This is a genomic window from Rhizobacter sp. P3_C12 (assembly GCF_056402735.1).
Window position 1 is genome coordinate 1 of sequence record NZ_JBFUGW010000101.1, and the last position, 21335, is coordinate 21335.

A 21335-nucleotide genomic window follows, 5' to 3' on the forward strand; every position below is an offset into this window, starting at 1 on the left:
GTTCGGCTGCACCACGAAGCCGGTCGTCTGCGACACCAGGCGCGAGGCCGGCACGATCTGCGTCGCATCGATGCCGAGGTCGAGGCCGAAGTAGTCGCGGCGCGTCTTCACGGCCATCACGATCTCTTCGAGCGAGCAGTTGCCGGCACGCTCGCCCAGGCCGTTGATCGTGCACTCGACCTGTCGCGCACCGCCGATCTTGACGCCGGCCAGCGAATTGGCGACCGCCATGCCGAGGTCGTTGTGGCAGTGCACCGACCAGACCGCCTTGTCGGCGTTCGGGATGCGCTGGCGCAGGTCCAGGATGAAGTTGCCGTACAGCTCGGGGATCGCGTAGCCGACGGTGTCGGGGATGTTGATCGTCGTCGCGCCTTCGGCGATCACCGCCTCGAGCACGCGGCACAGGAAGTCGGGGTCGGAGCGGTAGCCGTCTTCCGGCGAGAACTCCACGTCGCCGCTCAGGTTGCGCGCGAAGCGCGTGGACAGCCGCGCCTGCTCGTACACCTGGTCCGGCGTCATGCGCAGCTTCTTCTCCATGTGCAGCGCGCTGGTCGCGAGGAACAGGTGGATGCGCGTCGAGGCGCCGCCCTGCAGCGCCTCGGCGGCGCGCGAGATGTCGCGGTCGTTCGCGCGCGCCAGCGAGCAGACGGTGCTGTCCTTCACCGCGTGGGCGATCGCCTTCACCGCTTCGAAGTCGCCGTTCGACGCCGCCGCGAAGCCGGCCTCGATCACGTCGACCTTCAGGCGCTCGAGCTGCCGGGCGATGCGCAGCTTCTCGTCCTTGGTCATCGAGGCGCCGGGCGATTGCTCGCCGTCACGCAAGGTGGTGTCGAAAATGATCAGTTTGTCGGTCATGGGGTGACTCCTCAGTTCTGGTGATCGGCTCGGATCTTAGGCGAGCTCGGCGGCCTTGAAGGCCAGTTCGCCTCGGCGCAGCGCCCGCTGCAGGCCCGACACGATGGCCTTCAACGAGGCGGAAACGATGTTGGCGTCGATGCCGACGCCGAACAGCGTCACCGCCTCGCCGACCCGCAGCTCGAGGTAGGCCGCAGCGCGCGCATCGGCGCCGCTGGCGATCGCATGCTCGTGGTAGTCCAGCACGCGCACCGGCACGGCCAGGTGCCGGTTCAGCGCGTTGACGAACGCGTCGATCGGCCCGGCGCCCTGCGCATCCAGCGCGAGTTCGCGATCGCCCAGGCCGACCGTGCCCTGCAGGCGAACCGAGCCGTCGGCCTGCGCGGTGATCGTCGGTGCCGCCGTGTGCACGCCGGGAGCGTCGGCGATGCCGTACTCGCTCCGGAAGACGGCCCACAGGTCGGCCGCCGTCTGCTCCTTGCCGCTGTCGTCCATCACGCGCTGGACCACGCTGCTGAACTCGATCTGCAGGCGGCGCGGCAGCTCCACGCCGTACTCGGTCTCGAGCAGGTACGACACCCCGCCCTTGCCCGACTGGCTGTTGACGCGGATCACCGCGTCATAGCTGCGCCCGAGGTCGACCGGATCGATCGGCAGGTAGGGCACGTCCCAGATGTCGGTCGGCTGGCGCTGCGCGAAGGCCTTCTTGATCGCATCCTGGTGCGAGCCGGAGAACGAGGTGTAGACCAGGTCGCCGGCATACGGATGCCGCGGATGCACCGGCAACTGGTTGCAGTGCTCGACGCAGCGGCGCACCTCGTCGATGTCCGAGAAATCGAGGCCCGGGTCGACGCCCTGCGTGTACAGGTTCAGCGCGATGTTGACGAGGTCGACGTTGCCGGTGCGCTCGCCGTTGCCGAACAGGCAGCCTTCGATGCGGTCGGCGCCCGCCATCAGGGCGAGCTCGCCGGTCGCGGTGCCGGTGCCGCGGTCGTTGTGCGGATGCACCGACAGCACGATCGCATCGCGCCGCTCGAGGTGGCGGTGCATCCACTCGATCATGTCGGCGAACACGTTCGGCGTGCAGCGCTCGATGGTGGTCGGCAGGTTGATGATGCAGGGGCGCTGCGGCGTGGGCTGCCACACCGCGGTCACCGCGTCGACGACGCGCTTGGCGAACGGCAACTCGGTGTCGGAGAAGGTCTCGGGCGAGTACTCGAAGCGCCAGTCGGTGCCGGGCTGCGCCGCGGCGCACTCGTTGAAGATGCGCGCATGGCTGGCCGCGAGCTCGACGACGCCGTCCTCGTCGAGGCCGAGCACCACGCGGCGCATGCCCGGGGCCGTCGCGTTGTAGAGGTGGACGATGGCGCGGCGCGCGCCCTGCAGCGATTCGAAGGTGCGGCGGATCAGCGGCTCGCGGGCCGGCGTCAGCACCTGGATCGTCACGTCGTCCGGGATGCGGTCCTGCTCGATCAGCAGCCGCACGAAATCGAAATCCGTCTGCGAGGCCGAGGGGAAGCCGACCTCGATCTCCTTGAAGCCGATGCGCAGCAGCATCTCGAACATGCGCAGCTTGCGCTGCGCGTCCATCGGCTCGATCAGCGCCTGGTTGCCGTCGCGCAGGTCGGTGCTGAGCCAGATCGGTGCGTGCGTCAGCACGGCGTCCGGCCAGCGGCGGTCGGGCAAGGCGACGGGTTTGAATGCGCGGTACTTGGTGTGCGGCTGCTTCAGCATGGCGATCCCTCGAGAGTCGTGTGGGGCAACCTGCACTCCAAAAAGCAAAACGGCCCGCTGCAGGTTGCAATCGGGCCGTTGAGACGAAAACGATGGACGTGAACGATCAGCGCACCCGGGGTACTCCTAGGGATAGCGCTAGCGTGATCGTGGAGCGAAATGTCATGGGGTCCGAATGTAGCATGCCTCGCCGCGGGGTCAGCGATGCAGGCCTTCTTCGTCGGGCTCGTCCATCGACGTGGCGATCACGCTGACCGGCTTGCCCTTCATCCGCTTCCAGACGTAGACGCCGTAGCCCGAGACGCCGTAGATGACGAACAGGCCGAAGAACACCAGCGGCGGGTGCCAGGTGAACAGCGAGATGCCGAGCGCGATCGCGACGATCACGACGAACGGCACCGAGCGCTTGAAGCTCACGTCCTTGAAGCTGTAGAACGGCACGTTGGTCACCATCGTCAGCCCGGCATACAGCGTGAAGCCGAACGCCATCCAGATGAGCCAGGCGCCCTCCTCGTCGACCACGAAACCCTGGTCGTTCATCAGCCAGATGAAGCCCATCACCAGCGCCGCGGCCGCCGGGCTCGGCAGCCCCTGGAAGAAGCGCTTGTCGACGACCTTCAGGTTGGTGTTGAAGCGGGCCAGGCGCAGCGCGGCGCACGAGCAGTAGACGAAGGCGGCGAGCCAGCCCGGCTTGCCCAGGTCCTTCAGCGCCCATTCGTAGACGATCAGCGCCGGCGCGGCACCGAACGACACCATGTCCGACAGGCTGTCCATCTGCTCGCCGAACGCGCTCTGCGTGTTCGTCATGCGCGCCACGCGGCCGTCGAGGCTGTCGAGCACCATCGCGCAGAAGATGCCGATGGCCGATTGCTCGAACTGGCCGTTCATCGCCATCACGATGGCATAGAAGCCGCCGAACAGCGCCGCCAGCGTGAACAGGTTCGGCAGGATGTAGATGCCCTTGCGGCGCGGCCGCGCCGGTGGCACATCAGCATCTGGCAGGTGGGGGTCGCCGTCGTGCACGTCGTCGCTCATGGGCCGTTGGTGGAGGGGAATGGCGCGAAGGATACCGCAGCGCCCCTGTGAAAAAGGGCCGCACGCGMGCGGCGTGCAGCCCTTTCGGCTGGCGGGCTGGCGCGCCGGTCAGTTCTTCGACTGGTCGACCAGGCGGTTCTTCTTGATCCACGGCATCATCGCGCGCAGCTGCTCGCCGACCACCTCGATCGGGTGCTCGGCCGTCAGGCGGCGGCGCGACAGCAGCGTCGGGGCACCGGCGCGGTTCTCCAGGATGAAGCTCTTCGCGTATTCGCCGGTCTGGATGTCCTTCAGCGCCTGGCGCATCGCCTGGCGGGTCTCGTCCGTCACGATCTTCGGCCCGGTCACGTACTCGCCGTACTCRGCGTTGTTCGAGATCGAGTAGTTCATGTTGGCGATRCCGCCTTCATAGATCAGGTCGACGATCAGCTTCARCTCGTGCAGGCACTCGAARTAGGCCATCTCCGGCGCGTAGCCRGCTTCGGTCAGCGTCTCGAAACCGGCCTTGATCAGCTCGACGGCACCGCCGCACAGCACGGCCTGCTCGCCGAACAGGTCGGTCTCGGTCTCTTCGCGGAAGTTGGTCTCGATCACGCCGGCCTTGCCGCCGCCGTTGGCCGCCGCGTACGACAGCGCCAGGTCACGCGCCTTGCCGGTCTTGTCGGCATAGACGGCGATCAGGTGCGGCACGCCGCCACCCTGCGTGTAGGTCGAGCGCACCGTGTGGCCGGGGGCCTTCGGCGCGACCATCCACACGTCGAGGTCGGCGCGCGGCACGACCTGGCCGTAGTGCACGTTGAAGCCGTGCGCGAACGCGAGCGAAGCGCCCTGCTTGATGTGCGGCTCGACCTCGTTCTTGTAGACGGAGGCGATCTGCTCGTCGGGCAGCAGGATCATGACGACGTCGGCGGCCTTCACCGCATCGGCGATCTCGGCGACCTTCAGGCCGGCCTTCTCGGCCTTGGACCACGAGGCCCCGCCCTTGCGCAGGCCGACGGTGACCTTGACGCCGCTGTCGTTCAGGTTCTGCGCGTGCGCATGGCCTTGCGAGCCGTAGCCGATGATCGTGACGTTCTTGCCCTTCACCAGGCTCAGGTCAGCATCCTTGTCGTAATAAACCTTCATGGTCTTCTCCAGAAAAAACAGGTCAGTCTTGCGGGGTGAATGGATTGATCGAGACGATCAGACGCGCAGGATGCGCTCGCCGCGACCGATCCCGCTGGTGCCGGTGCGCACGGTTTCCAGGATGGCGCTGCGGTCGATCGCTTCGATGAAGGCATCGAGCTTGGACGCATCGCCGGTGAGTTCAATGGTGTAGCTCTTTTCCGTGACGTCGATGATGCGGCCGCGGAAGATGTCGGCCATGCGCTTCATCTCTTCGCGCTCCTTGCCGACGGCGCGCACCTTGATGAGCATCAGCTCGCGTTCGGTGAAGGCGCCTTCGGTCAGGTCGACCACCTTGACCACCTCGATGAGGCGGTTCAGGTGCTTGGTGATCTGCTCGATCACCTCGTCGGAGCCGGTCGTCACGATGGTCATGCGCGACAGCGAGGCGTCTTCGGTCGGCGCGACCGTCAGGCTCTCGATGTTGTATCCGCGGGCGGAGAACAACGCGACGACGCGCGACAGCGCGCCCGGTTCGTTCTCGAGCAACAAGGCAATGATGTGTTTCATGGTCGTTGGAGCGCGCTCTTCAGCCCGGCGGCGGTAACCGACGGTCCTTGGCCACGCTGTGTCGATGATGGAAAGTTGAACCTCGAATTGCCGAAGCGGCGACACGTGCATCCCACCGGCGGTCGACGGCGCGCGGTAACGCGCCGCCCTGGCCGGTGTTCAGCGCGTCACAGGTCTTCGGACCCCAGCAGCATCTCGCTGATGCCCTTGCCCGCCTGGACCATCGGCCAGACGTTCTCGGTCGGATCGGTGCGAATGTCGAGGAACACCGTCCGGTCCTTCAGCCGGATGGCCTCGCGCAGCGCCGGCTCGACATCCGACGGCTTCTCGACCAGCAGGCCGACGTGGCCATAGGCCTCGGCCAGCTTGACGAAGTTGGGCAGCGCGTCCATGTAGCTGTGCGAGTAGCGGCCGCCGTAGTCGAGCTCCTGCCACTGCCGCACCATGCCGAGGTAGCGGTTGTTCAGCGACACGATCTTGACCGGCGTCTTGTACTGCAGGCAGGTCGACAGCTCCTGGATGCACATCTGGATCGAGCCTTCGCCGGTGATGCAGAACACATCCGCATCGGGCTTCGCGAGCTTGATGCCCATCGCGTACGGCAGCCCGACGCCCATCGTGCCCAGGCCGCCGGAATTGATCCAGCGACGCGGTTCGTCGAACCKGTAGTACTGCGCGGCCCACATCTGGTGCTGGCCGACATCGGAGGTGATGTAGGTGTCGCGATCCTTCGTCAGCTCCCAGAGCTTCTCGACGACGGACTGCGGCTTGATGACCTCGGTGCTGCCCTTGTACGACAGGCAGTCGCGCCTGCGCCACTCGTTGATCTGGGCCCACCAGGCCGTCAGCGCCGGCGCGTCGGGACGGGCCTGGCCCTCGCGGATCTGCGCGATCAGCTCCTGCAGCACGTCCTTCACGTCGCCGACGATCGGGATGTCGACCTTGACGCGCTTCGAGATCGACGACGGATCGATGTCGATGTGGACGATCTTGCGCTCGACCGACGCGAAGTGCTTCGGGTTGCCGATCACGCGGTCGTCGAAGCGCGCGCCGACCGCCAGCAGGACGTCGCAGTTCTGCATCGTCATGTTGGCTTCGTAGGTGCCGTGCATGCCGAGCATGCCGAGGAACTTCGGGTCGCTGGACGGGAACGAGCCCAGCCCCATCAGCGTGTTGGTGACCGGGTAGCCGAGCAGGTTGACCAGCTCGCGCAACTCGGCCGACGCATTGCCCAGCACGACGCCGCCGCCGGTGTAGATGTACGGCCGCTTGGCGGCCAGCAGCAACTGCACTGCCTTGCGGATCTGCCCGCCATGGCCCTTGCGGACCGGGTTGTACGAGCGCATCTCGACGCTCTGCGGATAGTGGAACGGGGTCGTCTTCTGCGACACGTCCTTCGGGATGTCGACCACGACCGGGCCGGGGCGGCCGGTGCGGGCGATGTGGAAGGCCTTCTTGAGCGTCATCGCGAGGTCGCGCACGTCCTTCACGAGGAAGTTGTGCTTGACGATCGGCCGGGTGATGCCGACGGTGTCGCATTCCTGGAAGGCGTCGAGGCCGATCGCCGGCGTCGGCACCTGCCCGGTGATGATCACCATCGGGATCGAATCCATGTAGGCAGTCGCGATGCCGGTGATGGCATTCGTGACGCCCGGGCCCGAGGTGACCAGCGCGACGCCGACGTTGCCGGTGGCGCGGGCATAGCCGTCGGCCGCATGGACCGCCGCCTGTTCATGGCGGACCAGCACGTGCTGGATGGTCTCCTGCTTGTACAGCGCGTCGTAGATGTAGAGGACGGCGCCGCCCGGGTAGCCCCAGAGGAACTTGACGTTCTCGGCCTGGAGGCAGCGGACGAGGATTTCGGAGCCGTTCGGCTCGGCGGAGGGAGAGGAAGGGTGCGGTTGTGCCGAAGCGGCACGCTTGATTTCCGCGGCAGACATGTCCATGTTGAACCTTTGTGATTTTCTCTGACGAAAAACCATCGGTGCACCTTTCCCAGCCCTCGTGAGGCGGGTGTGGTACCTGCGCGGCCAGAAACTGCAACGCCCGCGGTCGGGCAGCTGAGTCAAGACCGAATGTTGTGCAACGGGCGATTATGGCACCGGTTTGCAGCGATCTCCGGCGAAAGGCGCGCCCGACCGGGTGGCGGTGAGATAATCCGCCCCGTTTTGGCAGGCTGCCCGGCCCGAGGCGCACCCCCCTTGGCATCTGAAAAAGAACTTTCCGATTTCCTCAAGAGCGTCGAGAAACGTGCCTTCAAGCGCGTGGTGTACGCCGTGCGGGATGACGATGCGGCCCTCGACATCGTCCAGGACTCGATGATCCGGCTGGCCGAGAAATACTTCGACCGCCCTGCCGAGGAATTGCCGCTGGTGTTCCAGCGCATCCTGTCGAACGCGACGATGGACTGGTTCCGGCGCCAGAAGGTGCGCAATGCCGTCATGCGGAATTTTTCCGAGTTCGAGTCCGCGGGCGACGACGGGGATTTCGATTTGCTGGAAACTCTGGCGCTCCAGGACGACTCCCCCGCCACTGAAAGCGCTGCCGATTCGGTGTCCCGGGCCCAGATCCTGCTGGCGATCGAAGCGCAGGTGGCCCAGCTTCCGACGCGTCAACGGGAAGCCTTTCTGCTGCGTTACTGGGAGGAACTCGATGTTGCCGAGACAGCCGCCGTGATGGGGTGCTCGGAAGGAAGCGTGAAGACCCATTGCTCGCGTGCCGTGCATGCCCTGGCCAACGCCCTCAAGTCGAAGGGGATCCAACTATGAACAGCCGCCAAAATTTTGCACCGCGCACCGCCGCCGAACTGGACGCCCTCCAGACTCGCTTCGCCCTTCGCCTGTCCGCCCGCCTGACCGAGCAATCCCAGGCCGTCTCCCCCGACATCTCCGAACGCCTGCGTTTCGCGCGCGAGCAGGCACTCGAGCGCGCCCGCACGAAGCTGGTGGCCGAGACGGCCGGTTCGGTCTCCCGCTCCGGCCCGTCGCTCGCACTGCTGGGCGGCTGGGGCGTCAAGATCGCCTCGGTRCTGCCGCTGGTCGTGCTGGCCGCCGGCCTGATCCTGATCCAGCGCTGGCACAGCAGCTCGCAGATTTCCGCCGCGGCTGAAATCGACGCCAGCTTGCTGTCCGACGACGTGCCGCCGGACGCCTACAGCGATCCCGGCTTCGTGGAATTCCTGAAGACCCCTCGCGATTGACCGGTGCGCTCGTGACTCGACGCCCCGACCCGCGCCCCGTCTCCTCCGCCTGGCGGCGCTTCTTCGCGCCGCTGCTGCTGGCGGGCGGGCTGCTGGCCGGTTGCGGCCTGGCGTGGTCGCAGGCCCCCGCCGCATCCGCCGGGGGGCCCGCCTGGTCGTCGCTGACGCCGGCGCAGCAGCACGCGCTGCGCCCGCTGGAGCGCGACTGGGCCGGCATCGATGCCCCGCGCCGCCGCAAGTGGGTCGAGATCTCGGAACGCTTCGCGACGCTGCCGCCGGCCGAGCAGGCACGCGTGCAGTCGCGCATGGCCGAATGGGCCAAGCTGACGCCGAAGGAGCGTGCCGAGGCGCGGCTGAACTTCAAGGAAGCCCAGCAGGTCGCGCCGCAGGACCGCAAATCCCAATGGGAAGCCTACAAGGCCCTGCCGCCCGACCAGCGCAAGCAATTGGCCGAACGTGCCGAGCACAAGCCCGCACCGGCCAAGGGCAACAGGGAACCTGACGGCGAACCGTCCGAGGCGAAATCGAGCATCGTGCCGAACACCGCCTACGCCGCCCGCCCGAAGGCCGTGGCCCCGACGGTCGCGCAGGCGCAACCCGGCGCGACGACCAACCTGATCTCCAAGCGCCCGACCCCGCCGACCCACCAGCAGACCGGCCTGCCGAAGATCGCGACGGCACCCGGGCTCGTCGACAGCGCCACCTTGCTGCCCAAGCGCGGGCCGCAGGCCGCGGCGACCCGCTCGGTCCCCGCGTCGGCGCCTGCCAGCGGCAAGCCCCGCCGATGAGTTCGACGCCGGCGCTGGCCGACGCGCCGCTGCGCGCGCCCAGCCTGAAGCGCCGCATGGCCTGCTTCGTCTACGAAGCACTGATCCTGTTCGGCATCGGGCTGATCCCCGGCGCGATCGGCGCCCTCTTCGTCGCCGCCACCGGCCGCGAGCACGGCGTGGAGCTGCGCTACATCGCCTTCATCATCTATGGCCTGTACTTCACCTGGTTCTGGTCGCGCCGCGGCCAGACGCTGCCGATGCAGACCTGGCGCATCCGCGTCGTCGCGGCCGACGGCGCGCCGCTCACGCCCTGGCGGGCGCTGGCCCGCTACCTCGCCAGCTGGGCCTGGATCGCGCCGGCCTGGGCGCTCGCGCGCCTGAACGGCTGGGCCGGCCGCGACCTGTTCGCGGCGATCGGCGTCGGCATCGTCGCCTATGCGCTGCTCGCGCTGCTGCACCCGCAGCGCCAGTTCTGGCATGACGCGCTGTGCGGCACCCGGCTGGTCGATGCACCGCCCTCGCCTGCACCGGCACGCCCGGCCTGACGCGCATCGGACCGTCATCGGCTCAGGGCACAATCGCGGCCCATGACGAATCCCTACAAAGGACGCACCGGTCTGGAACGCGTGATCCGCGCCACCGGCTACTCCATCGAAGGCCTGAAAACGGCCTACCACGGCGAGAGCGCCTTCCGCCAGGAAACCTGGCTCGCCGTCTTCCTGCTGCCGGCCGCGCTGTGGCTCGGCCGCACCTGGATCGAGACCGCGCTGCTGGCCGGATCGGTGCTGCTCGTGCTGATCGTCGAGCTGCTGAATTCCGGCATCGAGGCGGTGGTCGACCGGGTGTCGTTCGAGCTGCACGACCTCTCCAAGCGTGCCAAGGACCTGGCCAGCGCCGCGGTGTTCCTGTCGCTGATGCTGTGCGGCGGCATCTGGCTGGCCGCGCTGTGGCACCGCTTCATGCCATGAGCCCGACCTCCCCCGCCATCCCGTTCTCGGTCTGCGTCTACTGCGGATCGCGCAATGGCAATGACCCCGCGTTCGAGGCCGCGGCCCGCCGCGTCGGCGCGCTGATCGGCGAGCGCGGCTGGCGCCTGGTGTACGGCGGTGGCCGCGCCGGGCTGATGGGCGTGGTGGCCGATGCGACATTGGCCGCCGGCGGCAGCGCGGTCGGCGTGATCCCGCAGGCGCTGATGTCGCGCGAGCTGGGCCACGCCGGGCTGACCGAGCTGCACGTGGTCGACACGATGCACCAGCGCAAGCAGATGATGGCCGAGCGCGCCGGCGCCTTCCTGGCCTTGCCGGGCGGCATCGGCACCTTCGAGGAGCTGTTCGAGGTCTGGACCTGGCGCCAGCTCGGCTACCACGACCAGCCGATCGGCCTGCTCAACACCGCCGGCTACTACGACGACCTGCTGGCCTTCCTCGGCAAGACCGTGGAGCGCGGCTTCCTGTCGACGGCGCAGATGGACCTGCTGCAGGTGGCGGACGATGCGCCCACGCTGCTGGACCGCCTGGCCACGCTGGCCGGCGGCGCGCACCAGCAGGACGACTACAGCGCGATCTGAGAGGCTGTGGCGAACCCGCCATGAAGAAGGCCCGCACGCGGCGGGCCCTGTCTTGGTGCAGCGGGTGGTCAGACCGCCGCTTCGTCCGTCTCGCCGGTGCGGATGCGCACCACCTGCTCGACGGCCGTCACGAAGATCTTGCCGTCGCCGATCTTGCCGGTCTTGGCGGCCTTGACGATCGCATCGATGCAGCGGTCGACATCGCCATCCTTGACGACGACCTCGACCTTCACCTTCGGCAGGAAGTCGACGACGTACTCGGCGCCCCGGTACAGCTCGGTGTGCCCCTTCTGACGGCCGAAACCCTTGACCTCGGTCACCGTCAGGCCGGTCACGCCGACATCGGCCAAGGCTTCGCGGACTTCCTCGAGCTTGAATGGCTTCACGATCGCGGTGATCTGTTTCATGTCGGTCTCCGGAGGGATGGAATCGACATAGTTTAAGCGCGGAACCTCGATGTGATGGGGTATCGCCAATCACGCCCGAACGCCCGATGGGTGATGCGGATGCCCACCGGCGACTGGCGGCGCTTGTACTCGTTGATCTTGATGAGCCGCGTGACCCGCTCGACGTCGGCCGGATCGAACCCGGCCGCGACGATCTGCTCGATGCCCTGGTCGTCTTCCATGTAGCGCTGCAGGATCGCGTCGAGCACCTCGTAGGGCGGCAGGCTGTCCTGATCCTTCTGGTCGGGGCGCAGCTCGGCCGACGGAGGCCGCGTGATGATGCGCTGGGGAATCACCTCGCGGCCCTGCGCGTTCTTCCAGTTCGCGAGGCGGTAGACCAGCGTCTTCGCCACGTCCTTGATCACCGCGAAGCCGCCCGCCATGTCGCCGTACAGCGTGCAGTAGCCGGTCGCCATCTCGCTCTTGTTGCCGGTGGTCAGCACGATGCTGCCGAACTTGTTCGACAAGGCCATCAGCAGCGTGCCGCGCACGCGCGCCTGGATGTTCTCCTCGGTCGCGTCCTCGGCACGGCCGGCGAACTCGGCGGCCAGGCTGGCGCGGAACGCCTCGAACATCGGCACGATCGAGATCTCGTCGTAGCGCACCGACAGCCGCTCGGCCATGTCGCGCGCGTCGATCCACGAGATGTCGGCGGTGTACGGCGACGGCATCATCACCGCACGCACCTTGTCGGCACCGAGCGCATCGACCGCCACCGCCAGCACCAGCGCCGAATCGATGCCGCCGCTGAGCCCGATCAGCACGCCCGGGAATCCGTTCTTGCCGACGTAGTCGCGCACGCCGGTGACGAGCGCGGCCCAGGCCTGCGCCTCCAGCGACGGCACCGGCGCGATCGCACCGCTCGGCCGGCCGGCGTCGAAATCCACCAGCGTCAGCGCCTCCTCGAACATCGGCGCGCGTGCCGCGACGCGGCCCTGTGCATCCAGCGCGAACGACGCACCGTCGAACACCACCTCGTCCTGCCCGCCCCTCAGGTGCGAGTACAGAAGCGGCATGCCGGTGGCGCGCACCAGCGCCGCCATGCGCGCTTCGCGCTCCTCGAGCTTGCCGAGGTGGAACGGCGATGCGTTCAGCACGCACAGCACGTCGGCGCCGGCGGCCTTCGCCCGCTGCGCCGGCTCGTCGAACCAGGCGTCCTCGCAGATGTTGATCCCGAAGCGCAGGCCGTCGACCTCGAACACCACCGGCTCGAGCCCGGCATCGCGGCCCGATGCGAAATAGCGGCGTTCGTCGAACACCTGGTAGTTGGGCAGCTCGCGCTTGCAATACGTGGCGGCGACACGTCCCCCGGTCAGCACCGAGGCCGCATTGAAGCGCTGCTGCACGGCCTGCGACTTCGACCTAACATCGCCGTGCTCACCCCATTGATGCGGATGCCCGACCACCACATGCAGACCTTCGAGCGGCGCCAGCGCCGCGGCGCACTCGGCCAGGGCCTGCGCACAGGCCTGCATGAACGCCGGCCGCAGCAGCAGGTCTTCGGGGGGGTAGCCGCACAGGGCCAGCTCCGGCGTCAGCACCACCCTCGCCCCCTGCGCGTGTGCGCGTTGCGCGCTCTCGATGATCTGGCGCGCGTTGCCGGCCAGGTCGCCGACCGTGGCGTTGATCTGCGCCAGCGCGACGCGAACCCTCGTGTTTGATGCCATAGACCAGCGAATATGCCTGCGGAAAAGAGCTCCAAAGATTATGTCATCCGGGTCGTCGGCGACCCCGGCGAGATCGACGCCGTGCCGTGGAACGCGCTGCTCGACGCGCAGCCGTCGGCCGCGCCGTTCATGCGCCACGAATACCTGGCGGCGCTGCATGCCTCGGCCAGCGCCGTCGCCGAGACCGGCTGGATGCCGCAGTTCCTGCTGATCGAGGACGGCAGCTCACTGATGGCCGCCTGCCCGCTCTACCTGAAGGACCACTCGTACGGCGAGTACGTGTTCGACTGGGCCTGGGCCGATGCCTACCAGCGCCACGGGCTGCGCTACTACCCGAAGCTGCTCGGCGCGGTGCCGTTCACGCCGGTGCCCGGCCCGCGGCTGATGGCACGCGACGACGGCGCACGCCGCGCGCTGCTGTCCGCGATGATGCGCATCGCGCACGACGCGAAGCTGTCGTCGGCCCACCTGCTGTTCCTCGACGAACGCGACCAGCAGGCCGCGCGCGACATGGGCTGGATGATGCGCAGCACCGTGCAGTTCCACTGGGTCAACCGCGAGCCGCAGCCGTATGACGGGTTCGCCGATTTCCTCGCCAGCCTGCAGCGCGAGAAGCGCAAGAAGATCCAGCAGGAGCGCCGCCGCGTCGCCGAGGCCGGCGTCAGCTTCACGACGCATGCCGGCCGCGAGATCGACGACGACCTGTGGGATTTCTTCTACCGCTGCTACGTGCGCACCTACCGCGCCCACCACTCCACGCCCTACCTCACGCGCGACTTCTTCGCCCGCATGGCGCGCACGATGCCGGAGAACTGGGTGCTGTTCGTCGCGTGGAAAGACGGCGAGCGCATCGCGGTGTCGCTGATCGGCGTCGATGCGGCGCGCGGTGTCGCCTACGGCCGCTACTGGGGCGCGACCGAGCACATCTCCTGCCTGCATTTCGAGGCCTGCTACTACCAGCCGCTCGCGTGGTGCATCGAGCACGGTTTCCGCCGCTTCGAAGGCGGCGCGCAGGGCGAGCACAAGATGGCGCGCGGCCTGCTGCCGGTGCAGACCTGGTCGGCGCACTGGCTCGCGCACCCGCAGTTCGCCGAGGCGGTCGGCGATTTCCTCGCGCGCGAGGGCTCGGCGGTCGAGGGCTACCTCGACGAGCTGAACGAGCGCCTGCCGTTCAAGCAGGCGCCCGTCGCTTCACCCGACTGATCCACCCAGACTGATCAGGGCTTGAAGTCGCCGGCGAAGCCGCTGACGAACGCGTCCGGCTTCACATAGGTGCGCAGCGCGGCGTTCACCTGCTCCAGCGTCAGCTTCGACAAGGCGTCGTCGACGCGGGCCGACACGGCAAACGTGCGGCCCAGTTCCTCGTTGCTCGCGATGGCGCCGGCCAGGTTGCCGTCCTGCGCGCGCGACAGCCGGCGGAAGGCCAGCAGGCCGCGCTGGCCCTCGGCCAGTTCCTGCGCCGTGAAGCCCTCCTTCAGCGCGCGAGCCACTTCCTCCTTGAAGGCGGCTTCGACCTTGGGCTGGTTCTGCGGCGCGAAGATCGCACTCGCCTGCCATTCGGAATGCGGCTCCTGGTTGTTCCAGCTGATGCGGCTGCGCACGTCGTACGACAGGCCCTCGCTCTCGCGGATGCGCTTCCACAGCCGCGAGTTGCCGCCCGAACCGAGCAGGTAGTTGGCCATCATCAGCGACGGGTAGTCGGCATCGGTGTCCTGCAGCGGCACGCCCAGGCGCACCAGCATCGTCGCGTTCTGCTTGTCCGGCGTCGGCAGCACCACGCGCTGCGGCGGGATCGGCACCAGCGGCTGCAGCACGCGCGCATACGGCTCGCTGTTCTGCCAGCTGCCGAAGGCCGCCTGCAGTGCCGCCTTCACCGCCGGCACATCCATGTCGCCGGCCGCGCCGAACTCGGCGTGCGCCGCGCTGTAGAAGCGCTGGTGGAAGGCCTGCAGCTGCGCGAGCGTCAGGCCGTTCACGTCCTGCACCATCTCGTCGAAGCTGCGCACGTAGCGCACGTCGCCGCGCGGGTACGGGTTGCCGATGCGGCCGAGCGCGTTGTCGACCACGCTCTCGGGCTCCTTGCGCTGCTGCTCGATGGCGGCCAGCGTCTGGCGCTTCAGCTCGTCCAGCGCGTCGGCCGGCAGGCTGGCGTTGCGCAGCAGGTCGGCCACCAGCGCGATCGCCTGCGGCAGCGTCTCGCGGCGCGACAGCAGGCTGACGCTGACGCGCCCCGGGCCGGTGCTGACGCCCATCTCGGTTTTCAGCTCGTCGAGCCGGTCCTGCACCTGCTGGCGGGTCAGCGTCTTCGTGCCCTTGTCGAGCAGCGCCGCGGTGACGTCCGGCACGTCGTTCAGGCCGAGCAGGCTCTTCTCGGTGCCGAAGTGCAGCGTCAGCGTGGCGTGCACGGTGCCGCCGCGCGAGGCCTTGGGCAGCAGCGCCGCCTTGACGCCGCCGACCTGGAAGCGCTGCGTGCGCTGGTCGATGTTGGCCGGCGAGCTGTCGAAGGCCTCGGCGGTGGCCTGGGCCTGCTGCGGCTTGAAGCCCTTCAGCTCGGCCGCCACGTCGACCTTGGCCGGCGCCGGCGGGCGCTGCGGCTTGTCGGTCGGCAGGTAGATGCCCAGCGTGCGGTTCGACGCGATGAAGCGCTGGTCGGCCACGCGCTGCACATCGGCCAGCTTCAGCTCACGCACGCGATCGCGCAGCAGGAAGAACAGACGCCAGTCGCCCTGGGCCACCGATTCGCTCAGCGAGACGCCAACCGTCTCGGGGTTCGTGAACGCCTGTTCCCAGGCCTTCAGCCACTTGCCCTGGGCGCGCTTGAATTCCTCGTCGGTGACGGGCTCGCTCGCCGTCGATTCGACGGTGGCGAGCAGCGCCTCGCGCGCCGGCTCGACCGCCTGGCCCGGTGCGAGCTGCGCACCGAACAGCGTGAAGCCCGGCTCGGCCAGCGCCTGCGCGAAGCCGAAGGTGCTGGCGGCCAGCTGCTTCTCGGTCAGGCGCTTGTGCAGGCGGCCGGAGGGGGTGTCGCCCATCACCAGGTCGAGCACCTCGATGGCCGGGTAGTCGGGGTGCGCCGCCGGCGGCACGTGGTAGGCCGCGAAGATCTGCGGCGTGCCGCCCGAACGCCGCAGCGTGACGCTGCGCTCGCCGTCCTGCGCCGGGTCGAGCGTGTACTGCACCGGCAGCTTGCGCGTGGGCTTGCGGATCTTGCCGAACGCATCGCCGACCCAGCGCAGCACCTTGGCCGGCTCGAACTTGCCGGAGACGATCAGCGTCGCGTTGTCGGGCTGGTAGTACTGGCGGTAGAAAGCCTGCAGGCGCGGGATGTCGACGTTCTCGACGTCGGCGCGCGCGCCAATGGTGTCCTTGCCGTAGTTGTGCCACTCGTACATCGTCGCGACGGTCTTCTGCAGCAGGATGCGGTCGGGGCTGTTCTCGCCCATCTCCATCTCGTTGCGCACCACCGTCATCTCGGTGTCGAGGTCGCGGCGGGCGATGAAGCTGTTGACCATCGCATCGGCCTGCCACTCGAGGTACCAGCGCAGGTTGTCGTCGTTGGCCGAGAAGCTCGCGAAGTAATTGGTGCGGTCGAACCAGGTGCTGCCGTTGGCAGCGAGCCCGCGCTTGGTGAACTCGGCCCACACCGTGCGGTGCTTCGGCGTGCCCTTGAACAGCAGGTGCTCCAGCAGGTGGGCCATGCCGGTCTCGCCGTAGTTCTCCATCCGCGAGCCGACGTGGTAGGTCATGTTGACCGTGGTGGTCGGCTTGGAATCGTCGGGGATCAGCAGCAGCTGCAGGCCGTTGGGCAGGCGGTACTCGGTGATGCCTTCGACCCCCTGGACCTTGGCGATCCCGGCCGGCAGGGTCTGCGCGGAGGCGGTCTGCACCAGCAAGGCGCCGGCGACGATGAGAACGGCGGGCAGGAGACGTTTCAGCATGGGGCGGGGGATCCGAAGCGAAGGGCGCAGTGTAGAGCGCGCTCCTGCGCCGAGGTTCCGCCAAAAAAAAGGGGAGCCCGCGCTCCCCTTCTCGTTGATGTCCGCTCGTGACGGCGGGTGACTCAAGCCTTCTCGGCCGAGGCCTTCTTGTACGCGGCCAGCCCGCTGGTGATCTCGGCCTTGGCCGATTCCGGGCCTTCCCAGCCGGTGACCTTGACCCACTTGCCGGGCTCGAGGTCCTTGTAGTGCTCGAAGAAGTGCTGGATCGCCTTCAGGCGCATCTGGTTGATGTCTTCGGGCTTCTGCCAGTGCGTGTAGATCGGCAGCACCTTGTCGATCGGCACCGCGAGCAGCTTGCTGTCGCCGCCGGCCTCGTCTTCCATCTTCAGCACGCCGATCGGGCGGCAGGTGACGACCACGCCGGGCGACAGCGGGAACGGCGTGATCACGAGCACGTCGACCGGGTCGCCGTCGTCGGACAGCGTCTGCGGCACGTAGCCGTAGTTGCAGGGGTAGTGCATCGCGGTCGTCATGAAGCGGTCGACGAACAGCACGCCGCTTTCCTTGTCGACCTCGTACTTGATCGGATCGGCGTTCATCGGGATCTCGATGATCACGTTGAACTGCTCGGGCGCCTTGGCGCCGGGGGGGACTTTGTGCAGGCTCATGGAATTCTCTGGATGAAGAGGCAGGGATCGCGAGGGATAACCCGGATTTTAGCGTTCCACCCGTCCGCTGGAAAACACCATGCAGTGTTTCGTTGCCTTCAAGGCGGGTCATCCCGTAGCATGCGCCGCAGACCCGTCAGGGCTCGTGCGGCCCTGTGCAGTCGGGCACGACTCTCGATTCCGATCATCAACGAACGAACGAGGAAGGAGACCTGATGTCCACGAACTTGGCGCTGTACTTCGCGCTGGCCTGCGGAGTTGCCGCAGTGGTGTATGGCTTCGTGCAACGAAGCTGGATCCTCAGCCGCGACGCGGGCAACCCCCGCATGCAGGAGATCGCGGCGGCGATCCAGCAAGGCGCTGCCGCCTACCTGGCCCGCCAATACAAGACCATCGCCATCGTGGGCGTGGTGCTCGCGATCCTGATCGCCATCGTCCTGCCGCTCACCACGGCCGTCGGCTTCGTGCTCGGCGCGCTGCTGTCGGGCGCCTGCGGCTTCATCGGCATGAACGTGTCGGTGAAGGCCAACGTGCGCACCGCGCAGGCCGCCACGCAGGGCATGGCGCCGGCGCTCGATGTCGCCTTCAAGGGCGGCGCGATCACCGGCATGCTGGTGGTCGGCCTGGGCCTGCTGGGCGTCACGATCTTCTTCCTGTTCATCACCGGCAACGGCACGGCCGCACCCGAGACCCTGTCGGCGGTGCTGAAGCCGCTGCTCGGCTTCGCGTTCGGCGCGTCGCTGATCTCGATCTTCGCGCGGCTGGGCGGCGGCATCTTCACGAAGGGCGCCGACGTCGGCGCCGACCTGGTCGGCAAGGTCGAGGCCGGCATCCCCGAAGACGACCCCCGCAACCCGGCGGTGATCGCCGACAACGTGGGCGACAACGTCGGCGACTGCGCCGGCATGGCCGCCGACCTGTTCGAGACCTACGCCGTCACGCTGATCGCGACGATGGCGCTCGGCGCGCTGATGGTCACGCAGGCGCCGATGCAGGCGGTGATCTACCCGCTGGTGCTGGGCGGCTTCTCGATCCTCGCGTCGATCATCGGCTGCAGCGTCGTGAAGGCGACACCCGGCATGAAGAACGTCATGCCGGCGCTGTACAAGGGCCTGATCGTCGCCGGCGTGATCTCGCTGGTCGGCTTCTTCTTCATCACGAAGTACGCGATGCCCGACGACGCGCTCGGCGCGGGCACGCAGATGCGGCTGTTCGGCGCCTGCGTCGTCGGCCTCGCGCTGACCGCCGCGATGGTGTGGATCACCGAGTACTACACCGGCACCGACTACAAGCCGGTGCAGCACGTCGCGCAGGCCTCGACCACCGGCCACGGCACCAACATCATCGCGGGGCTGGGCGTGTCGATGCGCTCGACCGCCTGGCCGGTGATCTTCGTGTGCATCGCGATCCTGGCGTCGTATGGGCTGGCGGGGCTGTACGGCATCGCGATCGCCGCGACCTCGATGCTCAGCATGGCCGGCATCATCGTCGCGCTCGACGCCTACGGGCCGATCACCGACAACGCCGGCGGCATCGCCGAGATGGCTGGCCTGCCCGACAGCGTGCGCGACATCACCGACCCGCTCGATGCCGTGGGCAACACCACGAAGGCCGTCACCAAGGGCTATGCGATCGGCTCGGCCGGGCTGGCCGCGCTGGTGCTGTTCGCCGACTACACGCACGCGCTGGCAGCGCGCGGCATGACGGTGAGCTTCGACCTGTCGGAGCCGCGCGTGATCGTCGGGCTGTTCATCGGCGGGCTGATCCCGTACCTGTTCGGCGCGATGGCGATGGAGGCCGTCGGCCGCGCGGCCGGTTCGGTCGTCGAGGAGGTGCGACGCCAGTTCCGCGACATCAAGGGGATCATGGACGGCAGCGGCAAGCCCGAGTACGGCCGCGCCGTCGACATGCTGACCACCGCGGCGATCAAGGAAATGATCGTCCCGAGCCTGCTGCCGGTGGTCGTGCCGATCGCGGTCGGCATGCTGCTCGGCCCGGCCGCGCTCGGCGGGCTGCTGATGGGCACCATCGTCACCGGCCTGTTCGTCGCGATCTCGATGTGCACCGGCGGCGGCGCCTGGGACAACGCGAAGAAGTACATCGAGGACGGCCACCACGGCGGCAAGGGCTCGGACGCGCACAAGGCGGCCGTCACCGGCGACACCGTCGGCGACCCCTACAAGGACACGGCCGGGCCGGCGGTGAACCCGCTGATCAAGATCATCAACATCGTCGCGCTGCTGATCGTGCCGCTGCTGCCGGCCGGCATGGCCGCGAGCACGGCCGATGCGCTGCAGCACGGGGCGCCGACGACGATGTCGGCCAGCGCGCCGGCAGCGGCCGAGGCGGCGACACCGGCGGCCTCCGCGGCCAGCCGATGACGCGCCGCGCAGGGGGGCTGGCCAGCGACCCGTGCTGAAAGGGATCTGCTCCTACGCGAAGGTCGGAAGGCGCCGATGGAAGGCGCGGCGGCTCGGTCCGAACATCGTCCGCGTCCTCAGCAGTCCGACCTCTCTTGCACCATGCGCAGCCGCCTGATCACCGATGGCCTCCATCCCCTGGAAGACGAAGCCCTGATGAACGCCCTCGACACCATCGACGTGGCCAGCCGACCCGACGGCGTGCAGATGGTCTTCGGCGTCGAGGACAGCGATCACCGCGTCTACCGGTTGATCGAGACCTCCAGCCTGCTCGAAGCGGTGCGCGTCATCGGCGCGATCCGCCAGCTCGGGTTGAGCGGCGCACCGGGGCGCCGGGAACACGGCGTGCTGCTGCAGCGGGTGTTCGGTCGCGCGGAGGGTCGCGCGGGTGGTCACGCGGAGAGATCTGAAAAGCACAAAGCCCACTGAGCTTCAACTTGAGTTGGACCTCAAGTCAGACCTCAGTGGGCTTTTCTGCGTGCTGGCTGGTGGGGACCAGCCGGTATGGCTTCGATCTCTATGGTCGGGGTGGCGGGATTCGAACTCGCGACCCCTTGCACCCCATGCAAGTGCGCTACCAGGCTGCGCTACACCCCGACGTAAGCCGCGCAGTATAGCGTGGAAATCCGGCGGTTCCGGTCAGGCCACCAGCAGGTGGCGGATCGAGATCAGCTCTTCGCGCATCTGCGTCAGCGACACCTCGTCGACGATCACCACCGGTTGAGGGATGGGCGCGTCTTCGGGTGCGGCATCGAGCGGCAATTCGGAATCGGGACCGCCTGCATCGAGCTCGGCATCCGCTTCACCATCGAGCTCTGCATCGTGGCCGTCCGGCGCACCGAGCGATGCCAGCGAAGACGACGAAGCCCGCGAATGGACCAGCTCGGTGAGCCGGTTGCGGGCCCCGCTGATCGTGAAGCCCTGCTCATACAGCAGCTCGCGGATGCGCCGGATCAGCAGCACCTCGTGGTGCTGGTAGTAGCGCCGGTTGCCGCGGCGCTTCATCGGCTTGAGCTGCGTGAACTCCTGTTCCCAATAGCGCAGCACGTACGGCTTCACGCCGCACAAATCGCTGACCTCACCAATGGTGAAGTAGCGTTTGGCAGGGATGGCGGGAAGCGCTTTCTCCATTGAAATCAAGGAGTTCGAGAGAGAAAGCTAAGACTTTACTCGAAGTCGTCACCCGCCGGTATGTCGCCCTGCACAACTCCCTTCAGTTTGTGACTGGCGTGAAAAGTTACAACATTCCTGGCCTTGATCGGTATCGATTCCCCGGTCCGGGGGTTGCGCCCCGGCCGGGGCGCCTTGCGCCGGATGTTGAAATTACCGAATCCCGACAGCTTCACGTCCTCGCCCTTCACC

Annotated in this window: 21 protein-coding genes and 1 tRNA gene; 9 read left to right on the plus strand and 13 right to left on the minus strand. The window is 67.8% G+C overall.

Going from position 1 to position 21335, the window contains the following annotated elements:
* The 6 genes from AC1DXV_RS16810 to AC1DXV_RS16835 form a co-directional block, all read right to left on the minus strand.
* Nucleotides 1-855, minus strand: an 855-nt coding sequence (locus tag AC1DXV_RS16810; RefSeq protein WP_477934611.1) for a 2-isopropylmalate synthase, incomplete at its 3' end; no start/stop codon positions are given.
* 36 nt (nucleotides 856-891) lie between these two features.
* Nucleotides 892-2589 carry a 2-isopropylmalate synthase gene (gene leuA, locus AC1DXV_RS16815; protein WP_477866360.1) on the minus strand — a complete coding sequence of 566 codons (1698 nt, stop codon included), beginning with the start codon at nucleotides 2587-2589 and terminating at the stop codon, nucleotides 892-894.
* 198 nt (nucleotides 2590-2787) lie between these two features.
* Nucleotides 2788-3612, minus strand: coding sequence for a CDP-diacylglycerol--serine O-phosphatidyltransferase (pssA, locus tag AC1DXV_RS16820; RefSeq protein ID WP_477866366.1), 825 nt, complete (start codon nucleotides 3610-3612; stop codon nucleotides 2788-2790).
* Nucleotides 3613-3732: 120 nt separating this feature from the next.
* A complete protein-coding gene (ilvC, locus tag AC1DXV_RS16825; protein WP_477866362.1) occupies nucleotides 3733-4749 on the minus strand; it encodes a ketol-acid reductoisomerase in 1017 nt (338 codons plus the stop codon).
* 57 nt (nucleotides 4750-4806) lie between these two features.
* Nucleotides 4807-5298 (minus strand): acetolactate synthase small subunit, encoded by a 492-nt coding sequence (gene ilvN, locus AC1DXV_RS16830; RefSeq protein WP_047511839.1) that lies wholly within the window; start codon nucleotides 5296-5298, stop codon nucleotides 4807-4809.
* A gap of 167 nt (nucleotides 5299-5465) precedes the next feature.
* The gene (locus tag AC1DXV_RS16835) at nucleotides 5466-7244 is read right to left on the minus strand and encodes an acetolactate synthase 3 catalytic subunit (RefSeq protein ID WP_477934613.1); all 1779 of its coding nucleotides are present in this window, start codon (nucleotides 7242-7244) and stop codon (nucleotides 5466-5468) included.
* 255 nt (nucleotides 7245-7499) lie between these two features.
* Between AC1DXV_RS16835 and AC1DXV_RS16840 the strand changes: the two genes are divergently transcribed.
* Genes AC1DXV_RS16840 through AC1DXV_RS16865 form a run of 6 tightly spaced genes read left to right on the plus strand, consistent with a single transcriptional unit; the run spans nucleotide 7500 to nucleotide 10834 of the window.
* A complete protein-coding gene (locus AC1DXV_RS16840; protein ID WP_477934615.1) occupies nucleotides 7500-8066 on the plus strand; it encodes an RNA polymerase sigma factor in 567 nt (188 codons plus the stop codon).
* Nucleotides 8063-8497 (plus strand): DUF3619 family protein, encoded by a 435-nt coding sequence (locus AC1DXV_RS16845; RefSeq protein WP_477873750.1) that lies wholly within the window; start codon nucleotides 8063-8065, stop codon nucleotides 8495-8497. Before AC1DXV_RS16840 ends, AC1DXV_RS16845 begins: the two co-directional genes overlap by 4 nt.
* A gap of 11 nt (nucleotides 8498-8508) precedes the next feature.
* Complete coding sequence (locus AC1DXV_RS16850; RefSeq protein WP_477873749.1) at nucleotides 8509-9285, plus strand: DUF3106 domain-containing protein; 777 nt, start codon at nucleotides 8509-8511, stop codon at nucleotides 9283-9285.
* Nucleotides 9282-9812: an RDD family protein gene (locus AC1DXV_RS16855; RefSeq protein WP_477934617.1), complete on the plus strand. Its 531-nt coding sequence runs from the start codon at nucleotides 9282-9284 to the stop codon at nucleotides 9810-9812. The genes AC1DXV_RS16850 and AC1DXV_RS16855 overlap by 4 nt, the downstream gene beginning before the upstream one ends.
* Nucleotides 9813-9854: 42 nt before the next feature.
* Nucleotides 9855-10235: a diacylglycerol kinase gene (locus tag AC1DXV_RS16860; protein WP_047511825.1), complete on the plus strand. Its 381-nt coding sequence runs from the start codon at nucleotides 9855-9857 to the stop codon at nucleotides 10233-10235.
* Nucleotides 10232-10834, plus strand: coding sequence for an LOG family protein (locus AC1DXV_RS16865; RefSeq protein WP_477873569.1), 603 nt, complete (start codon nucleotides 10232-10234; stop codon nucleotides 10832-10834). Before AC1DXV_RS16860 ends, AC1DXV_RS16865 begins: the two co-directional genes overlap by 4 nt.
* Nucleotides 10835-10902: 68 nt before the next feature.
* Here the strand turns inward: AC1DXV_RS16865 and AC1DXV_RS16870 are convergent, their stop codons facing one another.
* Nucleotides 10903-11241, minus strand: coding sequence for a P-II family nitrogen regulator (locus AC1DXV_RS16870; RefSeq protein WP_047511820.1), 339 nt, complete (start codon nucleotides 11239-11241; stop codon nucleotides 10903-10905).
* A gap of 32 nt (nucleotides 11242-11273) precedes the next feature.
* Entirely contained in the window at nucleotides 11274-12947 is a 1674-nt protein-coding gene (locus tag AC1DXV_RS16875; RefSeq protein WP_477934619.1) for an NAD+ synthase, read from the minus strand.
* Between the two features lie 12 nt (nucleotides 12948-12959).
* Between AC1DXV_RS16875 and AC1DXV_RS16880 the strand changes: the two genes are divergently transcribed.
* Complete coding sequence (locus tag AC1DXV_RS16880) at nucleotides 12960-14150, plus strand: GNAT family N-acetyltransferase (RefSeq protein WP_477934621.1); 1191 nt, start codon at nucleotides 12960-12962, stop codon at nucleotides 14148-14150.
* Between the two features lie 14 nt (nucleotides 14151-14164).
* On the opposite strand, the gene AC1DXV_RS16885 is transcribed toward AC1DXV_RS16880, so the two are convergent.
* Both AC1DXV_RS16885 and ppa read right to left on the minus strand, forming a co-directional pair.
* The gene (locus AC1DXV_RS16885) at nucleotides 14165-16885 is read right to left on the minus strand and encodes a M16 family metallopeptidase (RefSeq protein WP_477934623.1); all 2721 of its coding nucleotides are present in this window, start codon (nucleotides 16883-16885) and stop codon (nucleotides 14165-14167) included.
* Between the two features lie 122 nt (nucleotides 16886-17007).
* A complete protein-coding gene (gene ppa, locus AC1DXV_RS16890) occupies nucleotides 17008-17553 on the minus strand; it encodes an inorganic diphosphatase (protein ID WP_477934625.1) in 546 nt (181 codons plus the stop codon).
* Nucleotides 17554-17768: 215 nt separating this feature from the next.
* On the opposite strand from ppa, the gene AC1DXV_RS16895 reads away from it, so the two are divergent.
* Together AC1DXV_RS16895 and AC1DXV_RS16900 are read left to right on the plus strand one after the other, a co-directional pair.
* The gene (locus AC1DXV_RS16895) at nucleotides 17769-19934 is read left to right on the plus strand and encodes a sodium-translocating pyrophosphatase (RefSeq protein WP_477934627.1); all 2166 of its coding nucleotides are present in this window, start codon (nucleotides 17769-17771) and stop codon (nucleotides 19932-19934) included.
* A 141-nt stretch (nucleotides 19935-20075) separates the two neighbouring features.
* On the plus strand, nucleotides 20076-20402 hold the full coding sequence (locus tag AC1DXV_RS16900) for a hypothetical protein (protein ID WP_477871613.1): 327 nt from the start codon (nucleotides 20076-20078) through the stop codon (nucleotides 20400-20402).
* A gap of 91 nt (nucleotides 20403-20493) precedes the next feature.
* Here AC1DXV_RS16900 and AC1DXV_RS16905 read toward each other — a convergent pair.
* The 3 genes from AC1DXV_RS16905 to AC1DXV_RS16915 all read right to left on the minus strand — a co-directional run.
* Nucleotides 20494-20570 (minus strand) — tRNA-Pro (locus AC1DXV_RS16905).
* 42 nt (nucleotides 20571-20612) lie between these two features.
* Nucleotides 20613-21104, minus strand: a complete 492-nt coding sequence (locus tag AC1DXV_RS16910) for a MerR family transcriptional regulator (protein ID WP_477871611.1) — start codon at nucleotides 21102-21104, stop codon at nucleotides 20613-20615.
* Between the two features lie 35 nt (nucleotides 21105-21139).
* The coding region (locus AC1DXV_RS16915) for an HU family DNA-binding protein (RefSeq protein WP_477934629.1) at nucleotides 21140-21335 on the minus strand (196 nt) is incomplete at its 5' end.